We start from the raw sequence: 21,891 nt of genomic DNA, 5'->3' as shown, positions 1-21,891 counted from the left end.
TATGCGCGCCTAGGAAAAAGGGGAGGGGATTCATTCATGAAAAGGGGCAGCCACTTCCGTCCGATTGCGTCCGCTTTGTTTGGCGCGATTGAGCGCCTGATTGGCAGGAAGAGGGCGGCCGTTTGCCATGTCGGAGAAAATGATTGGTTGTTCGAAACAGGAAATCGACGAATGACAGCGAAATTATATTCATATGGATGAAGCAGAGGACATGAACAATTGGGCGAAAGCGTTTTCTGAGCAAAAAATACTGACCATTCAGTATTCTGTCGAAGGATGGTGAAACATGTGAACCAAACACGCCCGTACTGGCCGAGCGGGCTGCCGAAGGAGCTCCGCTACGTGCTCGGCGAACAGCCGCTCTATCATTATTTGCGCCATCGCGGCGAGCGCGAGGAAAACGAGCCGGCGTACATCTTCTACAACAAGGTGATCACTTGGGGAACATTGCTGGATCACGTCCGCCGTTTTGCCCGCTATTTGCAGGAAAAAGGGGTGAGGAAAGGGAGCTATGTCGCCTTGTACATGCAAAACTGTCCGCAATACATCATCGCCCACTTCGCCATCCAGCAGTTAGGCGGCGTCGTCGTCCCGCTCAACCCGATGTACCGGGAATCGGAGCTCGCCTATTTTTTCGCTGAAGTGCCGCTTGTCGGCATCATCGCCGGAGAGGAAGGAGTGCCGCGCGTTCGACAAGCCGAACAACAAACAGCGCCTCTGTCGTTTATCGTAACGTGCCACTGCGGCGATTACGCCGATCCGGCAGGGGGCATCCCGCTTTGCGCCGAGCTTGTGCAACCGAAGCAGCCGGATAGCGCCGCGGACGATTTTGCGGCCATCATCGCCGCCTATCCGCCGCTTGATGAGGACGCCCCCATTGACTTATGGAACGATGTCGGGTTGATCATTTTTACATCGGGTACGACCGGTCGGCCGAAAGGAGCGATGCTCACCTATGGCAATGCGCTATTTAAGACGGCCGCATCCGCCCAGGCAAACCGGCTGACGGAAAAACCGGAAACGTTGATGGCCCATTCCCCGCTTTGCCATATCGCCGGGATGGTGATGGGACTGAATACGCCGGTGTACACGGGACATCCATGCGTGCTGTTTACCCGCTTTGACCCGATGGCGACGATCAAAGCCATCGAAACGTACAAAGTCACGGCATGGTACAGCATCGCGCCGATGAATGCGGCCATTTTGCAAGTGCTGTCAACCACCTCTGCCGACTTGTCAAGTTTAAAACGCAACTTGGCGACGAGCTTCGGTCTGCCGGTGACGAAAGACCTTGCCGAGCGGTGGGCGGAAACGACCGGCGGCTGCCTGTTGTACGAAGCCGCCTACGGGCTGAGCGAGACGCATACGTGTGACACGTTTATGCCGGATGACCGTGTGAAATTTGGCTCGTGCGGCATCCCGACGTATGAGACGGACATTCGCATCATCGATCCGGAAACGAAACGGGAGCTTGGGCCCGGACAGTCGGGGGAAATTGTCGTCAAAAATCCGGGGGTTTTTAAAGGCTACTTCCGCCGCGATGACGCGACGAACGAGACGCTGAAAGATGGGTGGGTGTACACTGGCGATATCGGGTATGTCGATGAAGACGGCTATTTGTATTTCCAAGGGCGGTTGAAAGAAATGATCAAAGTGTCCGGCTACAGCGTCTTTCCGGAAGACGTCGAGGCACTGTTGAACGAACATCCGGCCGTCAAGCAATGTGCAGTCATCGGCGTGCCTGACCCGATGAAAGGGGAAGTGCCGAAAGCGTTTGTTGTTCTTCACGATTCGTACAAAGGAAGGGTCGCGCCGTCTGACTTGATCGAATGGGCGAAAACGCATATGGCGGCGTTCAAGTATCCGCGTTATATCGAGTTCATTGATGAATTGCCGGCGACGCCGTCAGGCAAAGTATTGCGAAAGCTGCTTCCAAGAGAATAACATAGCGGCGGGGTTTGGCGCGGGCCGCCCCGCCTTTTCCGAAAAAAGGGGGATCATGGTACCGGACAGATTGACGCCGATGGCGAGACAGAGGCAGAATGCATCGAGCAACTAAAAAGGTTTTTTTCATACATGCCGCAAAACGCGAACGAGCGGCCGCCGATGCGGAAGACGGACGATGACCCATACCGGATGGTTGAGGAAGTGTTTTCAATTTTGCCGGACAAACGTAGCCGCGTCTATGATATGCGAAAAGCATTTGATCGACGATGTCATCCATCCGGCGGAGACGAGAAAATTCCTTTGCCAGACACTTGAATATTTGCTTACATCCAAGCGCGAAAAAAGCGAGCGCTTGCTCGCCGCTTGGCCGACGGGGTTTTAATAGAAGCCAGTGAGAAGCCCCCTTCTACCAGTGGTGGAGGGGGCTGCGCTTGGCTGTTCGCCTCTCTTTCATCGAGGGGTAGCGATCGGCCACCGCATGTGGGATGTTAAAAGTCGGAAAATACATTGACAATCCAATGGAAATGGAATATTCTTTAATTAGAAAGATGTCTAAATATCGAATGTTTTACTCTATGTTTAGATAGTTTTCTAAATATCTAACTATATACAAGCATGAAAAACTGTTTGCATGTGCCGCATAGGAAACAACGCCAAACGAAAGATACTCCCTAGCGGCCAATCCAACTCTTGAAGGTGTATCCAAAACTCGTTCGCAAGGTGGGATCGCCCTTGTCATTCAACGAAGCGTTTAAAGCGATCGCCGACCCGACGCGCCGGAAAATTTTATCCTTGTTGCGAACAGGGGATTTGACGGCAGGGGAAATCGCCTCGCATTTCGATATGCAAAAACCGAGCGTATCGCACCACTTAAAAATTTTAAAACAGGCTGATTTGGTGCAGGACCGTCGGGAAGGCCAGCATATCTATTACTCGCTCAACACGACGGTTTTCCAAGATTTGCTCCGCTGGTTTTACGATTTTGTCGAAAAGGGGGAGAAACATGGTGAAGAGTAATAGGCTTGCGATCGTGCTTACAGTTTTCGCTTATGTCATCAGTCTGGCTGCCATTCCTTATTTGCCGGATCAAGTGGCGATTCACTGGAACGCAGCGGGTGAAGCTGATGGCTTCAGCAACAAATGGGTTGGCGCGTTTTTGCCGCCTCTATTGATGACAGGTCTCCTTATTTTCATGAGCGCATTGCCGAAGTTTGATCCGAAAAAAGCCAACTACAGCCGCTTTCAAAAAAGCTATCGTATTGTCAACGCGGCGCTTGCCTGCTTTTTCTTGCTCCTGCATATTGTAACGTTGGCGTACAATCTCGGCTTTCCAGTCGATGTTGGGCTGCTTGTGCCGATTGGTGTTGGGGCGCTGTTGATTGTGCTTGGAAACTACATGCCAAAAATCAAACCTAATTATTTTATCGGCATCCGCACACCGTGGACGTTGGAAAGCGAGGCCGTTTGGAACAAAACGCACCGCCTTGGCGGCAAAGTGTTTATCGCAATGGGAATGTTGTCGATGTTGACCGCATTTTGGCGCGGGGAGATGCAGTTTGTCTTGTTGATCGTCATCATCATTTTTGGCAACTTATATATCATTGTTCAATCATTTCTCTATGAACAGCAAGAACAGCGCAAACGTTCATAAATAAGCGAGAGGGGGAGAGGACGTGGGAATGATCGGTGCGGCGGTGCAACTCGCCATTTCACTGTTTGTTCCAGTCGGTCTCGTATGGTACGGAAGAAAAAAAGGATGGCTTTCATGGAAAGCGCTCGGCGTCGGGGCTGTTGTGTTTCTCGTTTTCTCACAAGTATTGGAAAAAGCGCTGCACATCGCTGTGCTCGAACCGGGCCGGCCGGCGTTAAAAGGAACAGACAGCGTTTGGCTCTTTGTCCTGTACGCGGCGCTTGCCGCTGGCGTGTTTGAAGAAATTGGCCGCTATGTCGGGTTCCGTTGGCTGCTAAAGCAACATCGCGGATATGGCGATGGTTTATCATTCGGGCTTGGGCACGGCGGGACGGAAGCGGTATTGCTCGGGGTGGTTGGCGCGGTCAACGTCATCGTGCTTGCGAGCCTGATTCAATCCGGATCATTCGACAAAACGATCGCCCCATCGCTTCCGGCAGGACAGGCGGAGCTGATCAAGGAGCAAGTGTTGCACACGCCGTTTGCGATGTACGTGTTAGGCGGCTTGGAACGGCTGTTTGCGCTTACAGTGCACGTGGCGCTGTCGCTCCTCATTTTGTTTGGGGTGCGGGAGAGGCAATTCCGCTATGTCCTGTACGCCATTTTGATCCATGCGGCGATGGACGTGATGCCGGCGCTTTACCAAGCGAAAGTGGTCACGAACGTTTGGGCGGTCGAAGCGGTGCTGCTCATTTGGGCGGTCGCCGCTGTTTCGTTCATTCGCCGCATGAAACCGGCATTCGAACAGGGAGGAGAGAAACGATGATTCGTGTAAAACGACTTGACCATGTGCAAATAAATCCAAAAGCGGGAGAAAGGACGCGTCCTTTCTCTCGCTTTTTTGCGGTCAAGCATGCTCTTCTAAGCTTGCGACCGGCACGCTTTGCTTTTGATTCGGGTTGTCAAGCGGGTGAATCGTTGCTACGCCTTTTTGTTGGTCAACATGCTCAATGTAAATGCGCTGGCCGTTGTACGTGACGTTTGCCATCACCGGCGACGACGCGATTTCTTGCGCCCGACGGACATCCATTTCCAACACCTCCTTTTTGCAGGTAACATGGATAGTATGCCATTCTTGCGGTCGAACTATGCTTTTTTCCATACGCATCGGTGAGCAAAACATTCCTTCGATGGTCGCGCGATGAACGTCTGACCTGTTTTTTAAAGGGACAAAGGATGAAAATTTATTTCTGAAACATTGTGCTAAATAATCATTCAAACTATGCTAGCCGATCGAACGGTTTTAATGTAAACTATTAATAAAATTATGTTTACATATTTAAAGGGGGATGGGGATGAAAACCGAACTGACCGCCCAACTGCACGAATGGGAACAAAAAGCGCAAAAACGCCAGCTGCGCCGGGCAGAGGCTTCAGGCGCTACGGTCATCCTGAACGGAAAGCCGATGTTGAATTTAGCGTCCAATAATTATTTAGGGTTGGCGGATGACCAACGGCTCATCGAAGCGGGCTGCGAGGCGATGAGAGCATATGGGGCAGGAGCGGGTGCGTCACGGCTCGTCGTCGGCAACCATCCGCTTTATGAGCGGGCGGAAGCCGCGTTGAAACAGTGGAAAAAAGCAGAGGCGGCTCTTATTTTCAACAGCGGTTATACGGCCAACATCGGCGTGCTGACGGCGTTAATCGGCCGAGATGATCTTGTCTTTAGCGATAAGTTGAACCATGCAAGTTTAATTGATGGCATCCGCTTGAGCAAAGCCGCCTGTTTCCGCTATCGACATAATGACATCGATCAGCTGGAATCATTGTTAAAGCAATCTCCGCCCGCGAAGCGGAAATGGATCGTCACCGATGCCGTCTTCAGCATGGACGGCGATATGGCGCCATTGAAGGAGCTGGTTGAGTTGAAGCGGCGTTACCGTGCCGTTTTGCTCGTTGACGAAGCGCACAGCGGCGGCGTGTTCGGACCGAACGGTGAAGGGCTGCTTCACCATTTCGGGCTTGAGAAGGAAGAGGATGTGATCGCCATCGGCACCTTCAGCAAAGCGCTTGGCAGCTTCGGAGCGTATGTAACGGGAGAGCCGTGGCTGGTCGACTATTTAATCAACAGCGCCCGCAGCTTGATTTTTACAACCGCCTTGCCGCCATCGGTCCTTGCCGCCAATGAAGCCGCCATTCATATTGTCCAAGCTGAGCCAAAGCGGCGCGAGCGGCTGCACGCCCTAAGCGAAAGATTCCGCACTAAGCTGAAGCGGCTTGGGTTTGACACAGGCGGCAGCGAGACGCCGATCGTTCCCGTGATCGTTGGCCCGAACGACCGAGCCGTGGCCATGAGCGAGCAGCTTCAAGAAGCTGGCATCGCGGCCGTCGCCATCCGGCCGCCGACCGTCCCTGAGGGGACAGCGCGCATTCGCTTTTCCATTACCGCCGCGATGACGGAAGAAGACATTGATATGGCCGTTGACTGCATCGCTTTGGCCGGGAAGCGGATTGGACTGATTTCGTAGGAGGAAACAGCATCATAATGATGGAACTGATGGAACGCGGGAGAAGAAAAACAAAAAACCAGCCGGACGTTTTTTCGGCTGGTTTCCTTCGATCGGGATGACAGGATTTGAACCTGCGACCCCACGCACCCCATGCGTGTGCTCTACCAAGCTGAGCTACATCCCGAAATGGATGGTGAGACATTTCCGATTATACAAGAAAAGCAGGACAAAATCAATGGCGAATTTTGCGTTGAGTCGGAAAAGGATGCCGTTGAAAGACTAGCGGCATCCTTGTTGCTGACAAGTCTGCTTTTTTGTTTCCTGTTTTCATGCTCATTTGAACGTATCTTCCTCTGTCTACCCGCCTCTGCTTTTGCGACAGAGAATTCGCCATTGATTATACGACAAAGCATGCAAGATATCCCGCTAAAGAACTCGTTTCAAGCTGAGAAATCTTGCGCCATCGACTTGTCTTCCCCTGCAAAAACCGCCGATGGAGCGAAAAGAATCGTTTTTCGCCGGCCTTCTAAACACCTTGGAAAACGAGCGCGGTGTCAATCGTTCCGATAACAGAATCGAACGTTTCTCCGCAGGCGATGATCGTCTCGGCGTATCGATCATTTTCGAGTGTGCACTGACGGATCGTTTTGTTGTATGGGTCGGCGATCCAGTATTCTTCCACTCCGTAGGCGCAGTACAAATCTTTTTTCAGCGTCACATCGATTTTGTATGTTGACGGGCTGACAACTTCGATGACGATGAGCGGCCGCCCCTTATAGCCGCCGATGATTTTTTCCGGCCGTTCGCAATAGACAGCGACATCCGGCTGGATAAACTCGTTCATCACTTTTCCGTTCTTTTCGAGTTTCACGGACAAGTTTGAAATCGGTTGACATTGGCTTTTTCCTTTGATCATGGAAACAAGATTGTCGCAAACGATTTGATGTTCCCATGACGGGGACGGGGACATGTTGATGGCTCCTTGCATGCTCCTCACCTCTTTTTCATTATACTTGAAACTGTTCTCCCTTGCCTACAACGGGTTGTTGAGAAAAAGAAAACGCTAGGTTGCCAGGTGGTATTCAAGTATACTAAAAGAAAAAGGGGAAAGGAGGCTGTTTTGATGCCGATGCCGGAAAAAGGGCAGCCGTTCACCTATGCGCAATATATGATGCTCGACGAAGATGTACGCTATGAGGTCATTGACGGCCAAGTCTTCAACATGTCCCCCGCTCCGACGCCGAAACATCAGGCGGTGCAACGTGAATTGTTGGTGGAATTTGCGGCATATTTGCGGGGGAAAGAATGCACCGTATTTGGCGCTCCGATCGACGTTTGTTTGGCGGAGAGAGATGATCCGGAACAAATTCGCGAATGGGTTGAGCCGGATCTTGTCGTTGTCTGCGACAAAAGCAAAATTCGCGAAAAACGAATTGTTGGCGTGCCGGATCTCGTTGTGGAGATTATTTCAAAATCGACGGTGCGCAAGGACAAAATTGTCAAATTTCACCGTTACGAGCGGGCAGGGGTGAAAGAATATTGGATTGTCGATCCGATGAATGAGACGATTGATGTCTATGTGCTGGAAGAAGGGAGATTCCGCCATCAAGGGATGTATGTCCGCGATGATACGATTCCTGTCCGCATGTTTCCCGGATTTGCGATCGAATTGAAAAACGTGTTTGCCGAAGAAGAATAAGAAAAACGGCTGCTGTTCAAACAGCAGGCTCAGGTTGCTGCCTTGAGAGGAGCGGGGCGGTTTTTTGCCGGCGGTCCGCTTGGCGAGGGCAAAGCGCCCCCGTCGGAAACCGCCGCTGTTTGAATCGTTTGGGCATAGAAACGGAAAAAATAGGCGATACTAACCATCGGTGATGCTTGTGTACAACCAAGAAGAACTGGTCCGCTTTGTCGAAGAAGCGAAGCAGTACGCCCGCAGCGGCAAAGTGGCCGATTACATCCCCGCCTTGGGCAAGGCCGATCCGAACGAGCTGTCCATTGCGATCTACACGCCGGATGGGCGGGTCGTGGATGCTGGCGATGTGACAGTCAAGGTGACGCTGCAAAGCATTTCCAAAATTATTGCGCTCGCCCTTGTGCTCATCGACCGGGGCGAGGATGAGGTGTTCCATAAAGTCGGCATGGAGCCGACGGATTATCCGTTTCATTCCATTGCCAAATTAGAGGAAAAGCCTGCCAAGCCGCTGAATCCGATGATTAACGCCGGCGCGCTTGTCGTCACGTCGATGATTCAAGGCGGATCGGTGTCCGAACGGTTGGAACGGCTGTTAGCGTTCGTCCGCCGTCTCGCTGGCAACGAACGCATCTCGTACTCCGACGAAGTGGCCCGCTCCGAATTTGAAACAGCGTTTTTAAATCGTTCGCTTTGCTATTTTCTAAAGCAGCACGGGATGATTGACGAAGATGTCGAAGAGCTGATGGAATTGTACACGAAACAGTGCGCCATCGAAATGACCTGCATTGATTTGGCGCGCATCGGCTTGGTGCTCGCGCTTGACGGACGCGATCCGCATTCGAGTGAGCCGCTCATGCCGCTTGATGTCGCCCGCATTTGCAAAACGTTCATGGTCACGTGCGGCATGTACAACTCATCAGGTGAATTTGCCATCAAAGTCGGCATTCCGGCGAAAAGCGGCGTCTCGGGCGGCATTCTCGCCGCCGTGCCCGGGCGGTGCGGCATCGGCATTTTCGGCCCGGCTCTCGATGATAAAGGGAACAGCTTGACCGGGGTGAAACTGCTCGAGCGGCTCTCGAAAACGTATTCATTAAGCATTTTCTAAGGAGGAAATCACGATGAAAACATTTACGGTTCAGTTTCACCGCGAAGACGACGTCGAAGCGATGAACGTCGGCAAGTTGAGCCCAGAAGAGTTTGACAAGGCGACCGAAGGCGGGACGCGGCATCTGTTTGACCTCGACACGAACATCGGCTATTTCGTCTTTTTTGACGCCGAGGACAACGAAGGCAAGGTATCGTATTTAATGCTTCAATACGAAGAAGACAACGAAGACCCGAGCGCGTGCTACAGCTTTGAGCTGAAAGACTTTTACGAATTTATGGCGCTTTACTTAAACGATCTTGAATTCGCCGACGAAGAAGAAATGGCGGAAGACGGCGAGGAAGAATACGGTCCGATTCACCATTTGGCGCATTTGCTTTACCATATTGTCGAGGAAGGAAAGACGATGGAGGTGTGAGGCATATCCCAAGCAGAACGGCTTGGGGTTCTTTGTTTATATGACAAAAAAGAATTTGGGGGCTTGACGAAAGATTTTGCCGCGATGTAAGATGGTTTTGTAATCGATTACATAATGAAGGTTGGAAAAAGAAACCGGCAAAGCGGATAGGGGGCGCGATGATGATAGACAAGTTGCCTTCATTGAAAAGGGGAACGTATAGGCGATGCCCGCTTTTCGGCTTTGTCGAGAAAAGAACAGACAAGCGAAAATAACGGTTATTCATCCATTTGTATGTAATCGATTACAAACAATCGATGCATAGACAAGCAGTGGGGGATGCCAAGTCAAAAGTCAATGGATGTCATGTCCAGGGGGTGATTCGGGCAGTCGAAGCAACCGCCATACGCGATGCCATGTGGTGTTTGACAAATCAAAAATCTAAAGGGGGAGAACGACGATGAAAAGGACTTTGAAATCATCTGCAATTTTGTTAGCGCTTACGATGGGGCTCGCGGCATGCTCCGGAGGCCAAAGCGCCAGCGATGCGGGCAAAGACAGCAAAAAAGAAGAAGGAAAAACCGGCCAATCAGAAAAAGTCGTGAAAATTGTCTATGCCCGCGGCCAAGATTCCACGAAAGCCACCGAAAAAATCATCGAAGCGTTCGAGAAAGCGCATCCGAACATCGATGTAGAATTTCGCGAAATGCCGGCTGACACCGGGAAGCAGCATGATACGTATGTCACGATGTTAAATGCGCAGTCGTCGGAAATCGATGTCATGGATCTCGACGTCATTTGGCCGGCTGAGTTTGCTCAAGCAGGTTATACGCTGCCGCTCGACCGCTTTATTGAGAAAGACGGCATTGACCTAAGCAAATACAACCAAGGAGCGCTTGCGGCCGGCAACTTCAATGGCAAGCAATGGGCGATGCCGAAATTCATTGATGCCGGCATGTTGTTCTATCGCACTGACCTTGTGCCAAAGGACAAAGTGCCGAAAACATGGGATGAACTCTTAAAAGAGGCGAAAGAACTGAAAGGAAAGGGCGGCACGAAATTCGGCTATTTGATGCAGGCCAAACAATATGAAGGATTGGTGTGCAACGCGGTGGAATTTATCGCCTCTTACGGCGGACAAATCGTTGATAAAAACGGGAATGTCGTGATCAACAGTCCAGAAACGATCAAAGGGCTGAAGAAAATGGTGGAAATCGTCAAGTCCGATGTTGTGCCGAGCAACATCACCACATTCACCGAACCGGAATCGCATACCGCGTTCATTGAAGGGCAATCGCCGTTTATCCGCAACTGGCCTTATCAATACGCGTTAGCGAACGACAAAGAACAATCGAAAATCGTCGGCAAAGTCGGCGTGGCTCCGCTTCCGGCCGGGGACAAAGGTTCGGCTGCCGCACTGGGCGGCTGGATGACAGCCATCAACAAATATTCGAAACATCCGAAAGAAGCATGGGAATTTGTCAAATTTATGACGGGGCCGGAGGGGCAAAAAATTTCCGCGATTTACGGCGGTTTAGCGCCAACGCTTCCGGAATTGTTTAAAGATCCGGATGTCTTAAAAGCCAATCCGTTCTTTGCCGAAGAAGGATTTGTCAATGCGTTGAACGCCGCTGTGCCGCGCCCGGTCGTCCCGAATTATCCGGAAATTTCGGAAATCATCCAAATTAACGTATCCAAAGCGCTGGCCGGGGAGCTGACGGTCGAACAAGCCGTGGCCAATATGGAAAAAGAAATGAAAGCAGCCTTGAATAAGTAAGGCGAATGACTTGGCCGGCGCGCGGTAGCGGCCCGGATCTGGCCAACGCCGGCCAATGCCCCATCAGTCAAACAAAGAACGCGATTTTGTTTGACCACTTTCGGTTCATTAGCCTTCAGACCGTTGTCTGCCCGGTGCTGAAGGCTAATATCCTTTTCCAAGCAGAAGGGAGAGAACAGCGATGAGGAATGAAAAGCGAATGGAGCGCCTATTAGGCTATTCGCTTGTCGCGCCGGCCATGCTGCTCATTTTGGCGATTGCCATTTGGCCTGTCATCCAGTCCTTTTATTACAGCTTGTTCGACTATCGGCTCAACGACCCGACCAAATCGTCGATTCACTGGAGTTACAGCCTCGATCTGGAAGGATATCTACAAAACTATCCGTTCCTCAAAAGCGCTCTTAAGCAGGAAATGGCGGCTGCGGATGGACAAACGAAACAAACGTTGGCGCAAATCGAACAAAAACTCGCGAAACTGGACGCGGCGATCCGTTCCAACGATCAAGTGGCGAAGCAATATGACAAAGTGAACGAAGTGCTCGACAATTTCGAGACGCCAAGCGACGAGCTGAAGATCGCCGAGCTGGACAAACAGACGGCCGAGCGGCTGACCGTCACGGTTCATGATGTCGTCGAGACGCTCAAAGAGATGAAAAAAGCGGGCGAACTGCAGCAGGCGGATAAAGTCGTCGGCCTTGCCGAAGGGCTCGAAGGGGTCGTGATCGAGCCGAACTTTGTCGGCCTCAAGCATTATAAGGACAGCTTCAGCGACATGCGCTTATGGAAAGCGTTATGGAATACGACGTTCTTTACGGTGGTGTCGGTCGCCATTGAGCTGGTGTTAGGACTCGGAATTGCGTTGCTCATCAATAAGGCCTTTTTTGGCCGCGGGCTTGTGCGGGCGACGATTTTGATTCCGTGGGCGATTCCTACCGCCGTATCAGCGCTTATGTGGAAATTTTTATACGATGGACAAAACGGCATTGTCGCCAAATATTTCGAAACAATCGGCCTTGTCGACCGGATGGGGGATTTGTTGACGACGGAAGCGGGGGCGATGTTTGCGGTCATTTTTGCCGATGTATGGAAGACAACCCCCTATATGGCGCTCTTGCTGCTGGCCGGGCTGCAAACGATCCCGAGTTCGTTGTATGAGGCCGCCTCCATCGACGGAGCCACCAAATGGCAGCAATTCACAAAAATCACGCTGCCGCTGTTAAAATCAAGCATTTTAGTCGCGTTGTTGTTTCGCACGCTCGATGCGTTCCGCGTGTTCGACTTGATTTACGTCTTAACCGGCGGAGGACCAGCGAACTCGACGGAGACGATTTCAATTTTAGCGTATAAAGTCATGTTCTCGCAGACGAATTTCGGCGCGGGGTCGGCGCTCGCTGTCATCGTGTTTCTCTGCGTGGCGGTGATTTCCATGATCTATATTCGCTGGCTTGGGAAAGATTTGTTGTCTGATGGCTCCAGCGTCAAACGATAACGAAGGGGTGAGACGATGCAAAAAAAAGCCGGTCCGTTCTTTTACGTGTTTTTGGCCCTGTTTGTGTTCTTTGTGATGTTTCCGTTTTTATGGGTTTTGCTCAGTTCCATTAAGCCGCTCGGCGAATTGTTTGGCGACAAAGCGTTCGATTGGTTTACGAGCCATCCGACCTTAAAATCCTATGTGTCGGTCTTTGTCAATTACCCGTTTTTGCGCTATTTATGGAACAGCACGGTTGTTGCCACCGTTACGACGGTGTATACGGTATTTGTCGCCGCGTTTGCGGCTTATGCGATTGCGCGCCTTGAATTTAAAGGCAAGACGGTCATTCTCGGCTTGGTGTTGGCTGTATCCATGTTTCCGCAAATTGCCACCATTTCTCCGATTTACATGTTTGTGAAAAAATTCGGGTTGACGAACAGCTACTTGGGATTGATCATTCCGTATACGACGTTTGCCTTGCCGTTGTCGATTTGGCTGTTGGTCACCTTTTTCCGCAAGATTCCGTTTGACTTGGAAGAAGCGGCGAAAATGGACGGGGCGACGCCGATGCAGACGTATTTTAAAATCATTTTTCCGCTCGCTGTGCCAGGGGTGTTTACGACGTCCATTCTCGTCTTCATTGCCGCATGGAACGAATTTTTATTTGCCTTGACGATCAATACGGCGGAAAAATACAAAACCGTTCCGGTCGGCATTGCCATGTTCCAAGGCCAGTATACGATCCCGTGGGGCGAAATTTCCGCGGCCACCGTGATTGTGACGATCCCGCTCGTCATCATGGTGCTGTTGTTCCAGCGCCGCATCGTCTCTGGGCTCACGTCCGGCTCGGTAAAAGAATAAGGAACGAACATGAAAAAGGATGCCAGGCGAGCATCCTTTTGTTTTTTGCGGTAATGCCCATTTTGAAACACGAAACAGAGAAGGAGCTGTTCTATCAGCTCGACTCCGTTCATATGTTAATGACAGACGGCTAGCGGGGAGGGATGCGTAAAGGCCAAAGATGATATGATTAATATTCAGAATATTAACAAAATAGGTGGTGGCAGCCGCGGAAAGGGGGTGGAATTTGTTTTTACTCTTTTTTGCACCAATCAAGGGGAGGGGAAGACGTGCGATTTGATCGTCCGTTTGAACAGTATGCGCTTGGCGAGCGCCACCGTTCGCGCGGGCGAACGATCACCGAAGCTGATATTGTGCAGTTTGCCGGCGTTTCCGGAGATTTTTATCCGCTGCACATGGATGGGGAATACGCCAAGCGGACGCCATTTGGCGAGCGCATCGCCCATGGGATGTTGACGCTGTCGGCGGCGACGGGGCTGTGGATGATGGAGCCGGGAGTGGTCCTGGCGTTTTATGGCATCGATTCACTTCGTTTCGTTCGTCCCGTCAAGATCGGCGATACGATTTACGTGGAATCGGAAGTGAAGCGGTTGACGGAACGGGGCGAGGAAGCCGGGCTCGTCACGGTGCATCAGTGGATCGTCAACCAACGAGAAGAAACGGTCGTCGATGCCGTTGTGCATGTGCTTGTTGCGCGGGAAGGGAAAGCTCCATGACGGGCTTGTGGTACGGCATTACGGTCTGACAAAGAAACGAGTCAATGACGGTTTGTTTTTGGAAGCGCTGACATCATGCTCATTTTTGGCTATCATCCATTTGTTTTTCCGTTTCCATGAAATGCGCGCACTTTGATTGCGTGAAAGGGGTGTTGTGAATGGCTGTAACGATGATGGATGCGGCGGAATTGAAACGCCAAAAAAAGCGGGCGGCGATTTCCAGTGTGGTCGGTACGACGATTGAATGGTACGATTTCTTCCTTTACGGGACGATGGCCGCTCTCGTGTTTCCACAATTATTCTTTCCACAAGGAGATTCGTACGTCGCGCTGATGCAATCCTTTACCACCTTTGCTTTAGGATTTATCGCCAGGCCGGTCGGCGCCGCGATTTTCGGCCATTTCGGCGACCGCATCGGGCGGAAGGCGACGTTGGTGGCCACTTTGTTGCTGATGGGGTTGGCGACGGCGTTCATCGGCCTGATGCCGACATATGAGCAAATCGGCCTGTGGGCGCCGGTGTTGGTGACCGTGCTTCGTCTCATTCAAGGCATTGGCGTCGGCGGGGAATGGGGCGGTGCCATTTTGATTGCGATGGAGTGGGAAGAAGGCAAACGACGCGGGTTGATGGCTTCGCTGCCGCAAATGGGCGTGCCGTTCGGGCTGTTGTCCTCTTCCCTTGTGACGACGCTGATGCTTGCGGCGGGCGGCGACAGCTTTTATGCGTGGGGATGGCGCGTTCCGTTTCTCATCAGCTTCCTTCTCATCGCCGTCGGGTTGTATATCCGACTGAAAGTGCTCGAATCGCCGCTGTTCCAAGAAGCGATGAAAAAACAAGAAACGAGCAAGATGCCGGTCGGCGAAGTGTTGGTCAAACATCCGCGCGAAATCCTTTGGTCGGCGCTTGCGCGGGTGATTGAAAACGGGTCATTCTACATTTTTGTCACGTTTATCGTCAGCTATGGGACGACATTTTTGGGGATGGAAAAAAGCATTTTCGTCAATGTGACGATTATCGCTGCGGTGATCAACGCGCTTTCGATCGTCTATTCCGGCCATTTATCGGATCGGTGGGGCCGCCGCCGCGTCTACATGACGGGCACGATTTTGTTGATGCTTTGGGCGTTTCCGTATTATTGGCTTGTCAATACGAAAAGTGTCGGGCTGATCTTTTTGGCGACGGTCGTGGCCATGCTGTTCCACGGCATGCTGTATGGCCCGCAGGCGGCCATGATCGCGGAAAACTTCCCGACGCGCTTGCGCTACAGCGGCGCTTCGCTCGGTTACCAGTTGGCATCGATCATCGCCGGCGGCCCAGCGCCGCTCGTGAGCACATGGCTGCTGCACAAATACGGCAGCGCCACGGCCATCTCCTTCTATATCGTCGTCATGGGCTTGATTTCGCTGGCTGGGGTGAAAATGCTGCAAGACCGTGCGCGTCAGGCGATTGAGTAATCGAACCTAATTCCATTACGGGCGCCGTTGCGTTCAGGCAAAGGCGCCCTTTTACGCTGTCTGCTTGCAGTGCGGACGGGCGGATATGTTTGTTTAAATGTTCATACTCATTTTGACACTCCGCACGCCTAAAGGCGTGGGATTCTTGGGTCGTTGGCGTCCTCATCCATTTCTGGTTCGGACAACGCCCAAGTTCAGGGGTGTGTCATCACCCCGTCCCATCGGGTTAAGATGTACCCCAATGGGCGGCGCACCTGTGACCAGTGCGCTAGGTTCGGCGCTCAAACCCGAAATCGCTTTGGCGATGTTGATCGCGCCATTCAAGTCAGCATGGAGAGTGTATCCGCACTTTTGGCATCGGAAGCGGATGCCGTTTCGGTTCGCTTTCTCTCGATGTCCACATTTACACGTTTGGCTCGTGTAGGTCGGCTTCACCCACTCCACCCGAATGCCCGCCATTTCCGCTTTATAGGCAATCATCGTTTGCAGTTGGTGAAATGCCCAAGAATGAAGGCTTCGTCCTGCTTCTTTGGCCGATGTTGCCCGCTTTCGAATCCCCGTCAACTCTTCCATCCGAATCACGCCAACACCGTTGGCGAGGGCAAAACGGACGATTTGACGGCTGATTTTGTGGTTTCGATCCTTCATCCAGCGGGACTCTTTACGGCCGATTTTGCGAATCATATGGAGCTTCTTGGCTTTGCCCAACTTTCGACGCAAAGCCGCATATCGTCGGCGAATGAAAGCGCATTGGCTGCCCTTGAAAAACAACGATTTCGTTCCCACGCTGGCAACGGCGATATAGCGAAGCCCAAGGTCAACCCCCATCACCTTTGTTTCGTGTCGCGGCTCCACTTCAAATGTGATCGCAACAGCCAAGTACCATTTCTTTCTCTTTTTGTAGAGCTTGGCTGCCCCTTGTTTGGCTGTTCCGTCCAACAATCGATTCAGCCATGCTTCTTGATAGGGACGCGTGACCACCGGCACACCGACTCGCTTCTCTAATGTTGGGAATGAAACGGTGTAGAACTCTCCTTTCTTTTCAACCTTTACGTTTTGATTGTTAAAGCAACACCATAATGTTCGAAACTTCTTTGTTTTCTGGTTTTTCTTTTGGGACTTCACTTCTCGAATCGTTTGATTCACGACAGCAGAAGGAAACCGTTGCGACGAAAACTCTTTAAATAGTTTGCTCGTCGCTTGATTCAGCTCGGGATGATTCAACAGCCAATTCGCAAACGCTGTATTCACTTCTGTCATCCGTTCGTACATGTCTTGTTTGACTTTCGTTGGTTTGTGCAGTTCCAGCCTTAGTGTGATCGTCGGCATGGATTCACCTCCTTATGGCGATGACAGGATACCATTTTTTTCAGAATCATTCAATATAAGAAAACGGCTCGCTTTCATCCCACCCCTCAAGGAGAGGGCTTTCTCGCTCACGGGTCTGTAAACGAATCTCTGAATATCCATCCTGTTTAAGATGTTCGATGCCGGTTTCTATTAATTTCCTTGCAATTCCCTTTCCCCTAAATTCTTCTAACACAAACAATTCGTAGATAAATCCATATATTTTCTCAGTAAGCGGGTCTTGAGGGATGGTGAAAAACGACCCACTTTCCGAATCCATTCTTTCGGACTGGCAAAGAGGGGCGATCGCACAAGGTTTCTCAAGTTGAGAAGAGGACGACTTTTGCGGTTTTTTCACTAAATCACTGGCCTTCTAGATTTGAACGCTCTCCCACTTACGCTTGCGCTTGGAGGTGGGGGGCATCGATTCATCTCATGCTTACGCTTGCGTAGAAGCTTTCTTGATGCGGGATGATCTTTTTAGCCTATGAGAAAGGGGCAAACCATGTCTAAGACGGATAGGAAAAACAACGCTTGACAACCGCCCTGTCTTTCATATACGATGGAGATGTAATCGATTACATAACTGAGAGGACTATAACGAATGGCAAGCATAAAAGACGTGGCGAAACGGGCGAACGTATCGACGGCGACCGTATCGCGCGTGCTGCGCAACGCGGGCAACGTCACCGAAGAGACAAGGCAGCGCGTGCTCGAAGCCATTGAAGCGCTGAACTACCAGCCGAACGTGCTCGGCCGGTATTTGCGGCGGATGGAGACCGAGACGGTGCTCGTCGTCGTGCCCGATATTACGAATCCGTTTTTCTCGAAGGTGCTGCGCGGCATTGAAGCGGTCGCCCTCGAGCACGGCTATCAAGTGCTGCTTGGCGATACGCAAAACGATGTCCGGCTTGAGGAGCAGTATTTGAATTTGCTGCCGCAGCGGCAAGTCGACGGGATGATTTTTTTGACCGCCCGCATCCGCAAAGAGCTGGTGGAAGAGATGGCGCGGCAGTTTCCGATCGTCTTGGCGTGTGAGTATTTGGAAGGGGCGGACATCCCGACCGTTTCGATCGACAACATCAGCAGCGCCCGCAAGGCGACCGAACATTTGATCCGCCTCGGCCATCGCCGCATTGCCCACCTGTCCGGGCCAATGAACATCATTTTAAGCCGCGACCGGCTGCGCGGCTACCAACAGGCGCTGGCCCAGCATGAGCTTGAGGCGGACGCCGCGCTCGTGCAGGAAGGCGATTTTACCTATGAGTCCGGATATAATTTAACGTTGAAGCTGCTCGCTCTTGAGAAGCCGCCAACCGCGATTTTCGCCGCCAACGATGAGATGGCGATTGGGGCGATCAAGGCGGTTCGCCATCGAGGCGGACGCGTTCCCGACGATGTGGCTGTTGTCGGATTTGACGACATTCAAATGGCCTCGATTTTTGAACCGAGCCTCACGACGATCGCCCAGCCGATGTTTGAGATCGGCCAAAAAGCGATGGAATTGCTGCTTGCGCTCATTGAAGGAACGAGCGCCCGGCGGCGTCAGCTTGTTCTTCCCGATCGGCTCGTCATTCGCGATTCGTGTGGAGGAGAGCGCTCTGCCTGAAGGGGCTGACAGCGCTCTCTGTCCGGTGCGGGGAACGGGCGGATTTTTTTAGCATGGTGATGTAATCGATTACATCACTGCTTGGCCGTTGTTTTAGAAAACGGACGGCGAATCGGTGGAGCATATGGGACAGAGAAAACAAATGAGCGCAAGGGGGAAAAGGACATGGGAAACACACTTCCAATCCGCCTCGGCTTGATCGGAGCCGGAGGGATTTCCAATGAACACATCAAGGCGGCGCTAAAACTTTCGGAGCGCGCCGTCTTGCAGGCGATTTGCGACGTCAATGAACAAGCGGCCGCGGAAAAAGCGAAAACGTACGGCATCCGCAACGTGTACCGCGACTACAAAGAGCTGCTCGCCTCTCCTGATGTCGATGCCGTCATCATCACGGTGCCGAACTTTTTGCACGCCCAAGTGTCGGTCGACAGCTTGCGGGCCGGAAAACACGTTCTTTGCGAAAAGCCGATGGTGACCAAAGCGGAAGAGGCGGACGCCATCATCCGCGCCCGAGACGAATCAGGCAAGCAGTTTATGGTGGCGCTGAACAACCGCTTCCGCCAAGCGGCGCAATGGCTGCATGAGCGAATCCAATCTGGCGCGTTCGGTGAGATTTATTACGCGAAAACGGGTTGGGTGCGCCGCCGCGGCATTCCCGCATGGGGGGCGTGGTTTTTTGACCGCGAGCGCTCCGGCGGCGGCCCGCTCATTGACCTGGGCGTCCATATGCTCGATGTGACGCTTTGGCTGCTCGGGAACCTGAACCCGGTCGCGGTGACGGGGAAAACGTACGCGAAGTTCGGCCCGCGCCATCAAGGGGCGTGGCCTGGGACATCGTTTGCGCCTGATGCCGCCTATACGGTCGAAGATTTCGCCTCGGCATTCATCCAGCTGGAAAACGACGCGACGGTGCTGCTTGAGACGAGCTGGGCGTCGCACATTGAAGAAGAGCGGGCATATGTCGAGTTCCTTGGCACGGAAGGCGGCGTGCGCTGGGAGTGGAATATCGCCGGCAACCGCCAAGAAGTGAAATGGTTCCGCAACGAACACGGCGTTCCGGCCGATGTCACGCTCCATTTTGATGATCAAAGCGAACGGGTGGCGCTCCTTGACCATTTCTTGACGAGCATCGCCGAGAACACGCCGCCGCTTTGCACCGCTGAACAAGGGCTTACGATCGCCAAAGTGTTAGAAGCGATTTACGCATCGTCCGACCAAGGGCGGCAAGTCCGCATCGAATGGTGAGAAACGCTCCATGAATCGCACTGGCGTCCCAACGAGTCGCGAACATGGGAAAACATTCCAAAAAACACTCCGCCTAGCCGCATACAGGCAGGCCGAAAGAACCAAGGGGGATCAACGAATGACCACACCCATCCGCGTTGTCGTCTGGAACGAATTTCGCCATGAAAAGAAAGATGAACAGGTAAGAGCGATTTATCCGGAAGGAATGCATACCGTCATCGCGAGCTACCTAGCCGAAGCTGGGTTTGACGCCGCGACCGCTGTCTTGGACGAACCGGAGCACGGCTTGACCGACGAGGTGCTCGACCGGTGCGACGTCCTCGTCTGGTGGGGGCATATCGCCCATGATGAAGTGAAAGATGAGGTTGTCGAACGCGTCCACCGCCGCGTGCTGGAAGGAATGGGGCTCATTGTCCTTCATTCCGGCCATTTCTCGAAAATTTTCAAAAAGCTGATGGGGACGACATGCAATTTGAAATGGCGCGAAGCCGATGAAAAAGAGCGTCTCTGGGTCGTCGCCCCGGGCCATCCGATCGTGGAAGGAATCGGACCGTACATCGAGCTTGAGCAGGAAGAAATGTACGGCGAGTTTTTCGACATCCCAGAGCCGGACGAAACGATTTTCATCAGCTGGTTTGAAGGCGGAGAAGTGTTCCGCAGCGGTTGCACGTTTACGCGCGGGAAAGGGAAAATTTTCTACTTCCGCCCCGGCCATGAAACGTATCCGACGTACCATCACCCGGATGTGCTGAAAGTGATCGCCAACGCCGTCCGCTGGGCCGCGCCGGTCAACCGCGGGGAAATCGTCTTTGGCAACGTCGAGCCGCTTGAGCCGATCAAAGCGAAACAAGGAGGAGTGACGCAGTGAAACCGATCAACGTCGGCATTATCGGCACGGGCTTTTCCGCTTCTTCCCATATTGAGGCGCTCCGCCGCCTGCCGTTTGTGAACATTGTCGCCATTGCCTCAAGCAGCCAAGAAAAAGCGGAGGAAGCCGCGCGCCGGTTCGGGATTCCGAAAGCATACGGCGACTACCGCGCCTTAATTGACGACCCGGACGTCGAAGCCGTTCACAACTGCACGCGCAACGTTTCGCATTTTCCCATCAACAAGGCGGTGCTTGAGGCGGGAAAACATTTATTGTCGGAAAAGCCGCTCGCCATGGACAGCGAACAGTCGGCGGAGTTGAAGCGGCTCGCTGAACAAAGCGAAAGCCTTAGCGCGGTCTGCTTCAACTACCGCCACTACCCGCTCGTTGTCGAGGCGAAAGAGCGGCTTGCCCGTGAGGCGAAGCGCGTCCATTTCGTGTACGGCGGCTATGTGCAAGACTGGCTGTTGTATGACACCGACTACAACTGGCGGCTTGACCCGGCGCAAAACGGCCCGTCGCGCGCCATTGCCGACATCGGTTCGCACTGGTGCGACACGGTGCAGTACGTGCTTGGCAAGAAGATCGTTGAAGTGTTCGCCGACTTGCGCGCCGTCCATCCGGTTCGCTACAAGCCGAAACAGGAAGGAAGCACGTTTACATCCGGCAGCAACCAAGACGCCGAGCCCGTCCACATTGACACGGAAGACGGCGGCAGCGTGCTCGTCCATTTTGACGACGGCACCCATGGCGCGTTTACGATTTCCCAAGTGAGCGCCGGCCGGAAAAACCGGCTCTATTTTGAAATCGCCGCCGATGAGATGACGCTCGCCTGGGACCAAGAGCACCCGAACCGCCTCTGGGTCGGGCGCCGCAACGGCCCGAACGAAGAAATCGTCCGCGACCCAGCGCTCTTGTCGCCGCAAGCCGCCGCTTACGCCCATTATCCGGGCGGCCATGAGGAAGGCTGGCCGGACGGGCTGAAAAACCTGTTCCGTGATTTTTACAGCGCCATCATCCGGAAGCGACGCGGCGAGGCGCTCGGGGAACTTCCGTTTGCGACGATCGCCGACGGCCACCATACGATGAGGATCGTCGACGCCATTTTGGAAAGCCATCGCACGAAACGGTGGGTGCGGGTGGCGGAATAAGCGGCGTCAGCGCGGCGGAAATGTCGGCCTCGTTTCGCTCGCTGGGTGCTAGATGATGCCAAAACAAAATGGAACGGCGGAGCCGGCCGCCGACCGGCCGGCTTCACACC

Annotated in this window: 21 protein-coding genes, 1 tRNA gene and 1 pseudogene; 18 read left to right on the top strand and 5 right to left on the bottom strand. The window is 52.8% G+C overall.

Going from position 1 to position 21,891, the window contains the following annotated elements:
- Window positions 1–276: 276 nt before the first annotated feature.
- The 5 genes from BRO54_RS08675 to BRO54_RS08655 all read left to right on the top strand — a co-directional run bounded on the left by BRO54_RS08675 (window position 277) and on the right by BRO54_RS08655 (window position 4,403).
- Complete coding sequence (locus tag BRO54_RS08675; RefSeq protein WP_420809666.1) at window positions 277–1,944, top strand: class I adenylate-forming enzyme family protein; 1,668 nt, start codon at window positions 277–279, stop codon at window positions 1,942–1,944.
- A gap of 69 nt (window positions 1,945–2,013) precedes the next feature.
- Window positions 2,014–2,262: a carboxyl transferase domain-containing protein gene (locus tag BRO54_RS19150; RefSeq protein ID WP_420809667.1), complete on the top strand. Its 249-nt coding sequence runs from the start codon at window positions 2,014–2,016 to the stop codon at window positions 2,260–2,262.
- A 417-nt stretch (window positions 2,263–2,679) separates the two neighbouring features.
- A complete protein-coding gene (locus tag BRO54_RS08665; RefSeq protein WP_013524078.1) occupies window positions 2,680–2,964 on the top strand; it encodes an autorepressor SdpR family transcription factor in 285 nt (94 codons plus the stop codon).
- A complete protein-coding gene (locus BRO54_RS08660) occupies window positions 2,951–3,598 on the top strand; it encodes an SdpI family protein (RefSeq protein WP_074043690.1) in 648 nt (215 codons plus the stop codon). Before BRO54_RS08665 ends, BRO54_RS08660 begins: the two co-directional genes overlap by 14 nt.
- Before the next feature lie 22 nt (window positions 3,599–3,620).
- Window positions 3,621–4,403, top strand: coding sequence for a YhfC family intramembrane metalloprotease (locus BRO54_RS08655; RefSeq protein ID WP_074043689.1), 783 nt, complete (start codon window positions 3,621–3,623; stop codon window positions 4,401–4,403).
- 81 nt (window positions 4,404–4,484) lie between these two features.
- Here BRO54_RS08655 and BRO54_RS08650 read toward each other — a convergent pair whose 3' ends face one another.
- The gene (locus BRO54_RS08650; protein WP_044743730.1) at window positions 4,485–4,667 is read right to left on the bottom strand and encodes a small acid-soluble spore protein H; all 183 of its coding nucleotides are present in this window, start codon (window positions 4,665–4,667) and stop codon (window positions 4,485–4,487) included.
- Between the two features lie 265 nt (window positions 4,668–4,932).
- On the opposite strand from BRO54_RS08650, the gene bioF reads away from it, so the two are divergent.
- Window positions 4,933–6,105, top strand: a complete 1,173-nt coding sequence (bioF, locus tag BRO54_RS08645) for an 8-amino-7-oxononanoate synthase (protein WP_074043688.1) — start codon at window positions 4,933–4,935, stop codon at window positions 6,103–6,105.
- 92 nt (window positions 6,106–6,197) lie between these two features.
- Here bioF and BRO54_RS08640 read toward each other — a convergent pair.
- Together BRO54_RS08640 and BRO54_RS08630 are read right to left on the bottom strand one after the other, a co-directional pair.
- Window positions 6,198–6,271: transfer RNA gene (locus BRO54_RS08640), tRNA-Pro, on the bottom strand.
- A gap of 342 nt (window positions 6,272–6,613) precedes the next feature.
- Complete coding sequence (locus tag BRO54_RS08630) at window positions 6,614–7,075, bottom strand: Uma2 family endonuclease (protein WP_074043686.1); 462 nt, start codon at window positions 7,073–7,075, stop codon at window positions 6,614–6,616.
- Between the two features lie 135 nt (window positions 7,076–7,210).
- Between BRO54_RS08630 and BRO54_RS08625 the strand changes: the two genes are divergently transcribed.
- The 8 genes from BRO54_RS08625 (at window position 7,211) to BRO54_RS08585 (ending at window position 15,561) form a co-directional block, all read left to right on the top strand.
- Window positions 7,211–7,786, top strand: coding sequence for a Uma2 family endonuclease (locus BRO54_RS08625; RefSeq protein WP_074043685.1), 576 nt, complete (start codon window positions 7,211–7,213; stop codon window positions 7,784–7,786).
- 172 nt (window positions 7,787–7,958) lie between these two features.
- Window positions 7,959–8,885 (top strand): glutaminase A, encoded by a 927-nt coding sequence (gene glsA, locus BRO54_RS08620; protein WP_074043698.1) that lies wholly within the window; start codon window positions 7,959–7,961, stop codon window positions 8,883–8,885.
- Window positions 8,886–8,898: 13 nt separating this feature from the next.
- Complete coding sequence (locus BRO54_RS08615; protein ID WP_074043684.1) at window positions 8,899–9,303, top strand: cytosolic protein; 405 nt, start codon at window positions 8,899–8,901, stop codon at window positions 9,301–9,303.
- Window positions 9,304–9,742: 439 nt separating this feature from the next.
- Entirely contained in the window at window positions 9,743–11,059 is a 1,317-nt protein-coding gene (locus tag BRO54_RS08610; RefSeq protein ID WP_074043683.1) for an ABC transporter substrate-binding protein, read from the top strand.
- A 181-nt stretch (window positions 11,060–11,240) separates the two neighbouring features.
- Window positions 11,241–12,548, top strand: coding sequence for a carbohydrate ABC transporter permease (locus BRO54_RS08600; RefSeq protein WP_074043681.1), 1,308 nt, complete (start codon window positions 11,241–11,243; stop codon window positions 12,546–12,548).
- Window positions 12,549–12,563: 15 nt separating this feature from the next.
- Window positions 12,564–13,391, top strand: a complete 828-nt coding sequence (locus BRO54_RS08595) for a carbohydrate ABC transporter permease (RefSeq protein WP_074043680.1) — start codon at window positions 12,564–12,566, stop codon at window positions 13,389–13,391.
- 269 nt (window positions 13,392–13,660) lie between these two features.
- Window positions 13,661–14,107, top strand: coding sequence for a MaoC/PaaZ C-terminal domain-containing protein (locus BRO54_RS08590; protein ID WP_074043679.1), 447 nt, complete (start codon window positions 13,661–13,663; stop codon window positions 14,105–14,107).
- Window positions 14,108–14,265: 158 nt separating this feature from the next.
- On the top strand, window positions 14,266–15,561 hold the full coding sequence (locus BRO54_RS08585; RefSeq protein WP_074043678.1) for an MFS transporter: 1,296 nt from the start codon (window positions 14,266–14,268) through the stop codon (window positions 15,559–15,561).
- 162 nt (window positions 15,562–15,723) lie between these two features.
- On the opposite strand, the gene BRO54_RS08580 is transcribed toward BRO54_RS08585, so the two are convergent.
- Complete coding sequence (locus BRO54_RS08580) at window positions 15,724–16,890, bottom strand: RNA-guided endonuclease TnpB family protein (RefSeq protein ID WP_239691230.1); 1,167 nt, start codon at window positions 16,888–16,890, stop codon at window positions 15,724–15,726.
- Window positions 16,891–17,005: 115 nt separating this feature from the next.
- Window positions 17,006–17,152: pseudogene (locus BRO54_RS08575) on the bottom strand (GNAT family N-acetyltransferase); the annotation flags it as partial.
- 360 nt (window positions 17,153–17,512) lie between these two features.
- On the opposite strand from BRO54_RS08575, the gene BRO54_RS08570 reads away from it, so the two are divergent.
- The 4 genes from BRO54_RS08570 to BRO54_RS08555 all read left to right on the top strand — a co-directional run bounded on the left by BRO54_RS08570 (window position 17,513) and on the right by BRO54_RS08555 (window position 21,781).
- Complete coding sequence (locus BRO54_RS08570) at window positions 17,513–18,517, top strand: LacI family DNA-binding transcriptional regulator (protein ID WP_074043677.1); 1,005 nt, start codon at window positions 17,513–17,515, stop codon at window positions 18,515–18,517.
- Window positions 18,518–18,682: 165 nt separating this feature from the next.
- Window positions 18,683–19,762, top strand: a complete 1,080-nt coding sequence (locus BRO54_RS08565) for a Gfo/Idh/MocA family protein (protein WP_074043676.1) — start codon at window positions 18,683–18,685, stop codon at window positions 19,760–19,762.
- A 118-nt stretch (window positions 19,763–19,880) separates the two neighbouring features.
- A complete protein-coding gene (locus tag BRO54_RS08560) occupies window positions 19,881–20,630 on the top strand; it encodes a ThuA domain-containing protein (RefSeq protein WP_074043675.1) in 750 nt (249 codons plus the stop codon).
- Window positions 20,627–21,781, top strand: coding sequence for a Gfo/Idh/MocA family protein (locus tag BRO54_RS08555; protein WP_074043674.1), 1,155 nt, complete (start codon window positions 20,627–20,629; stop codon window positions 21,779–21,781). The genes BRO54_RS08560 and BRO54_RS08555 overlap by 4 nt, the downstream gene beginning before the upstream one ends.
- Window positions 21,782–21,891 lie beyond the last annotated feature (110 nt).

The organism is Geobacillus proteiniphilus (assembly GCF_001908025.1).
GTDB classification, from domain to species: domain Bacteria; phylum Bacillota; class Bacilli; order Bacillales; family Anoxybacillaceae; genus Geobacillus; species Geobacillus proteiniphilus.
This window is presented reverse-complemented; position numbering and strand designations above follow the sequence as displayed.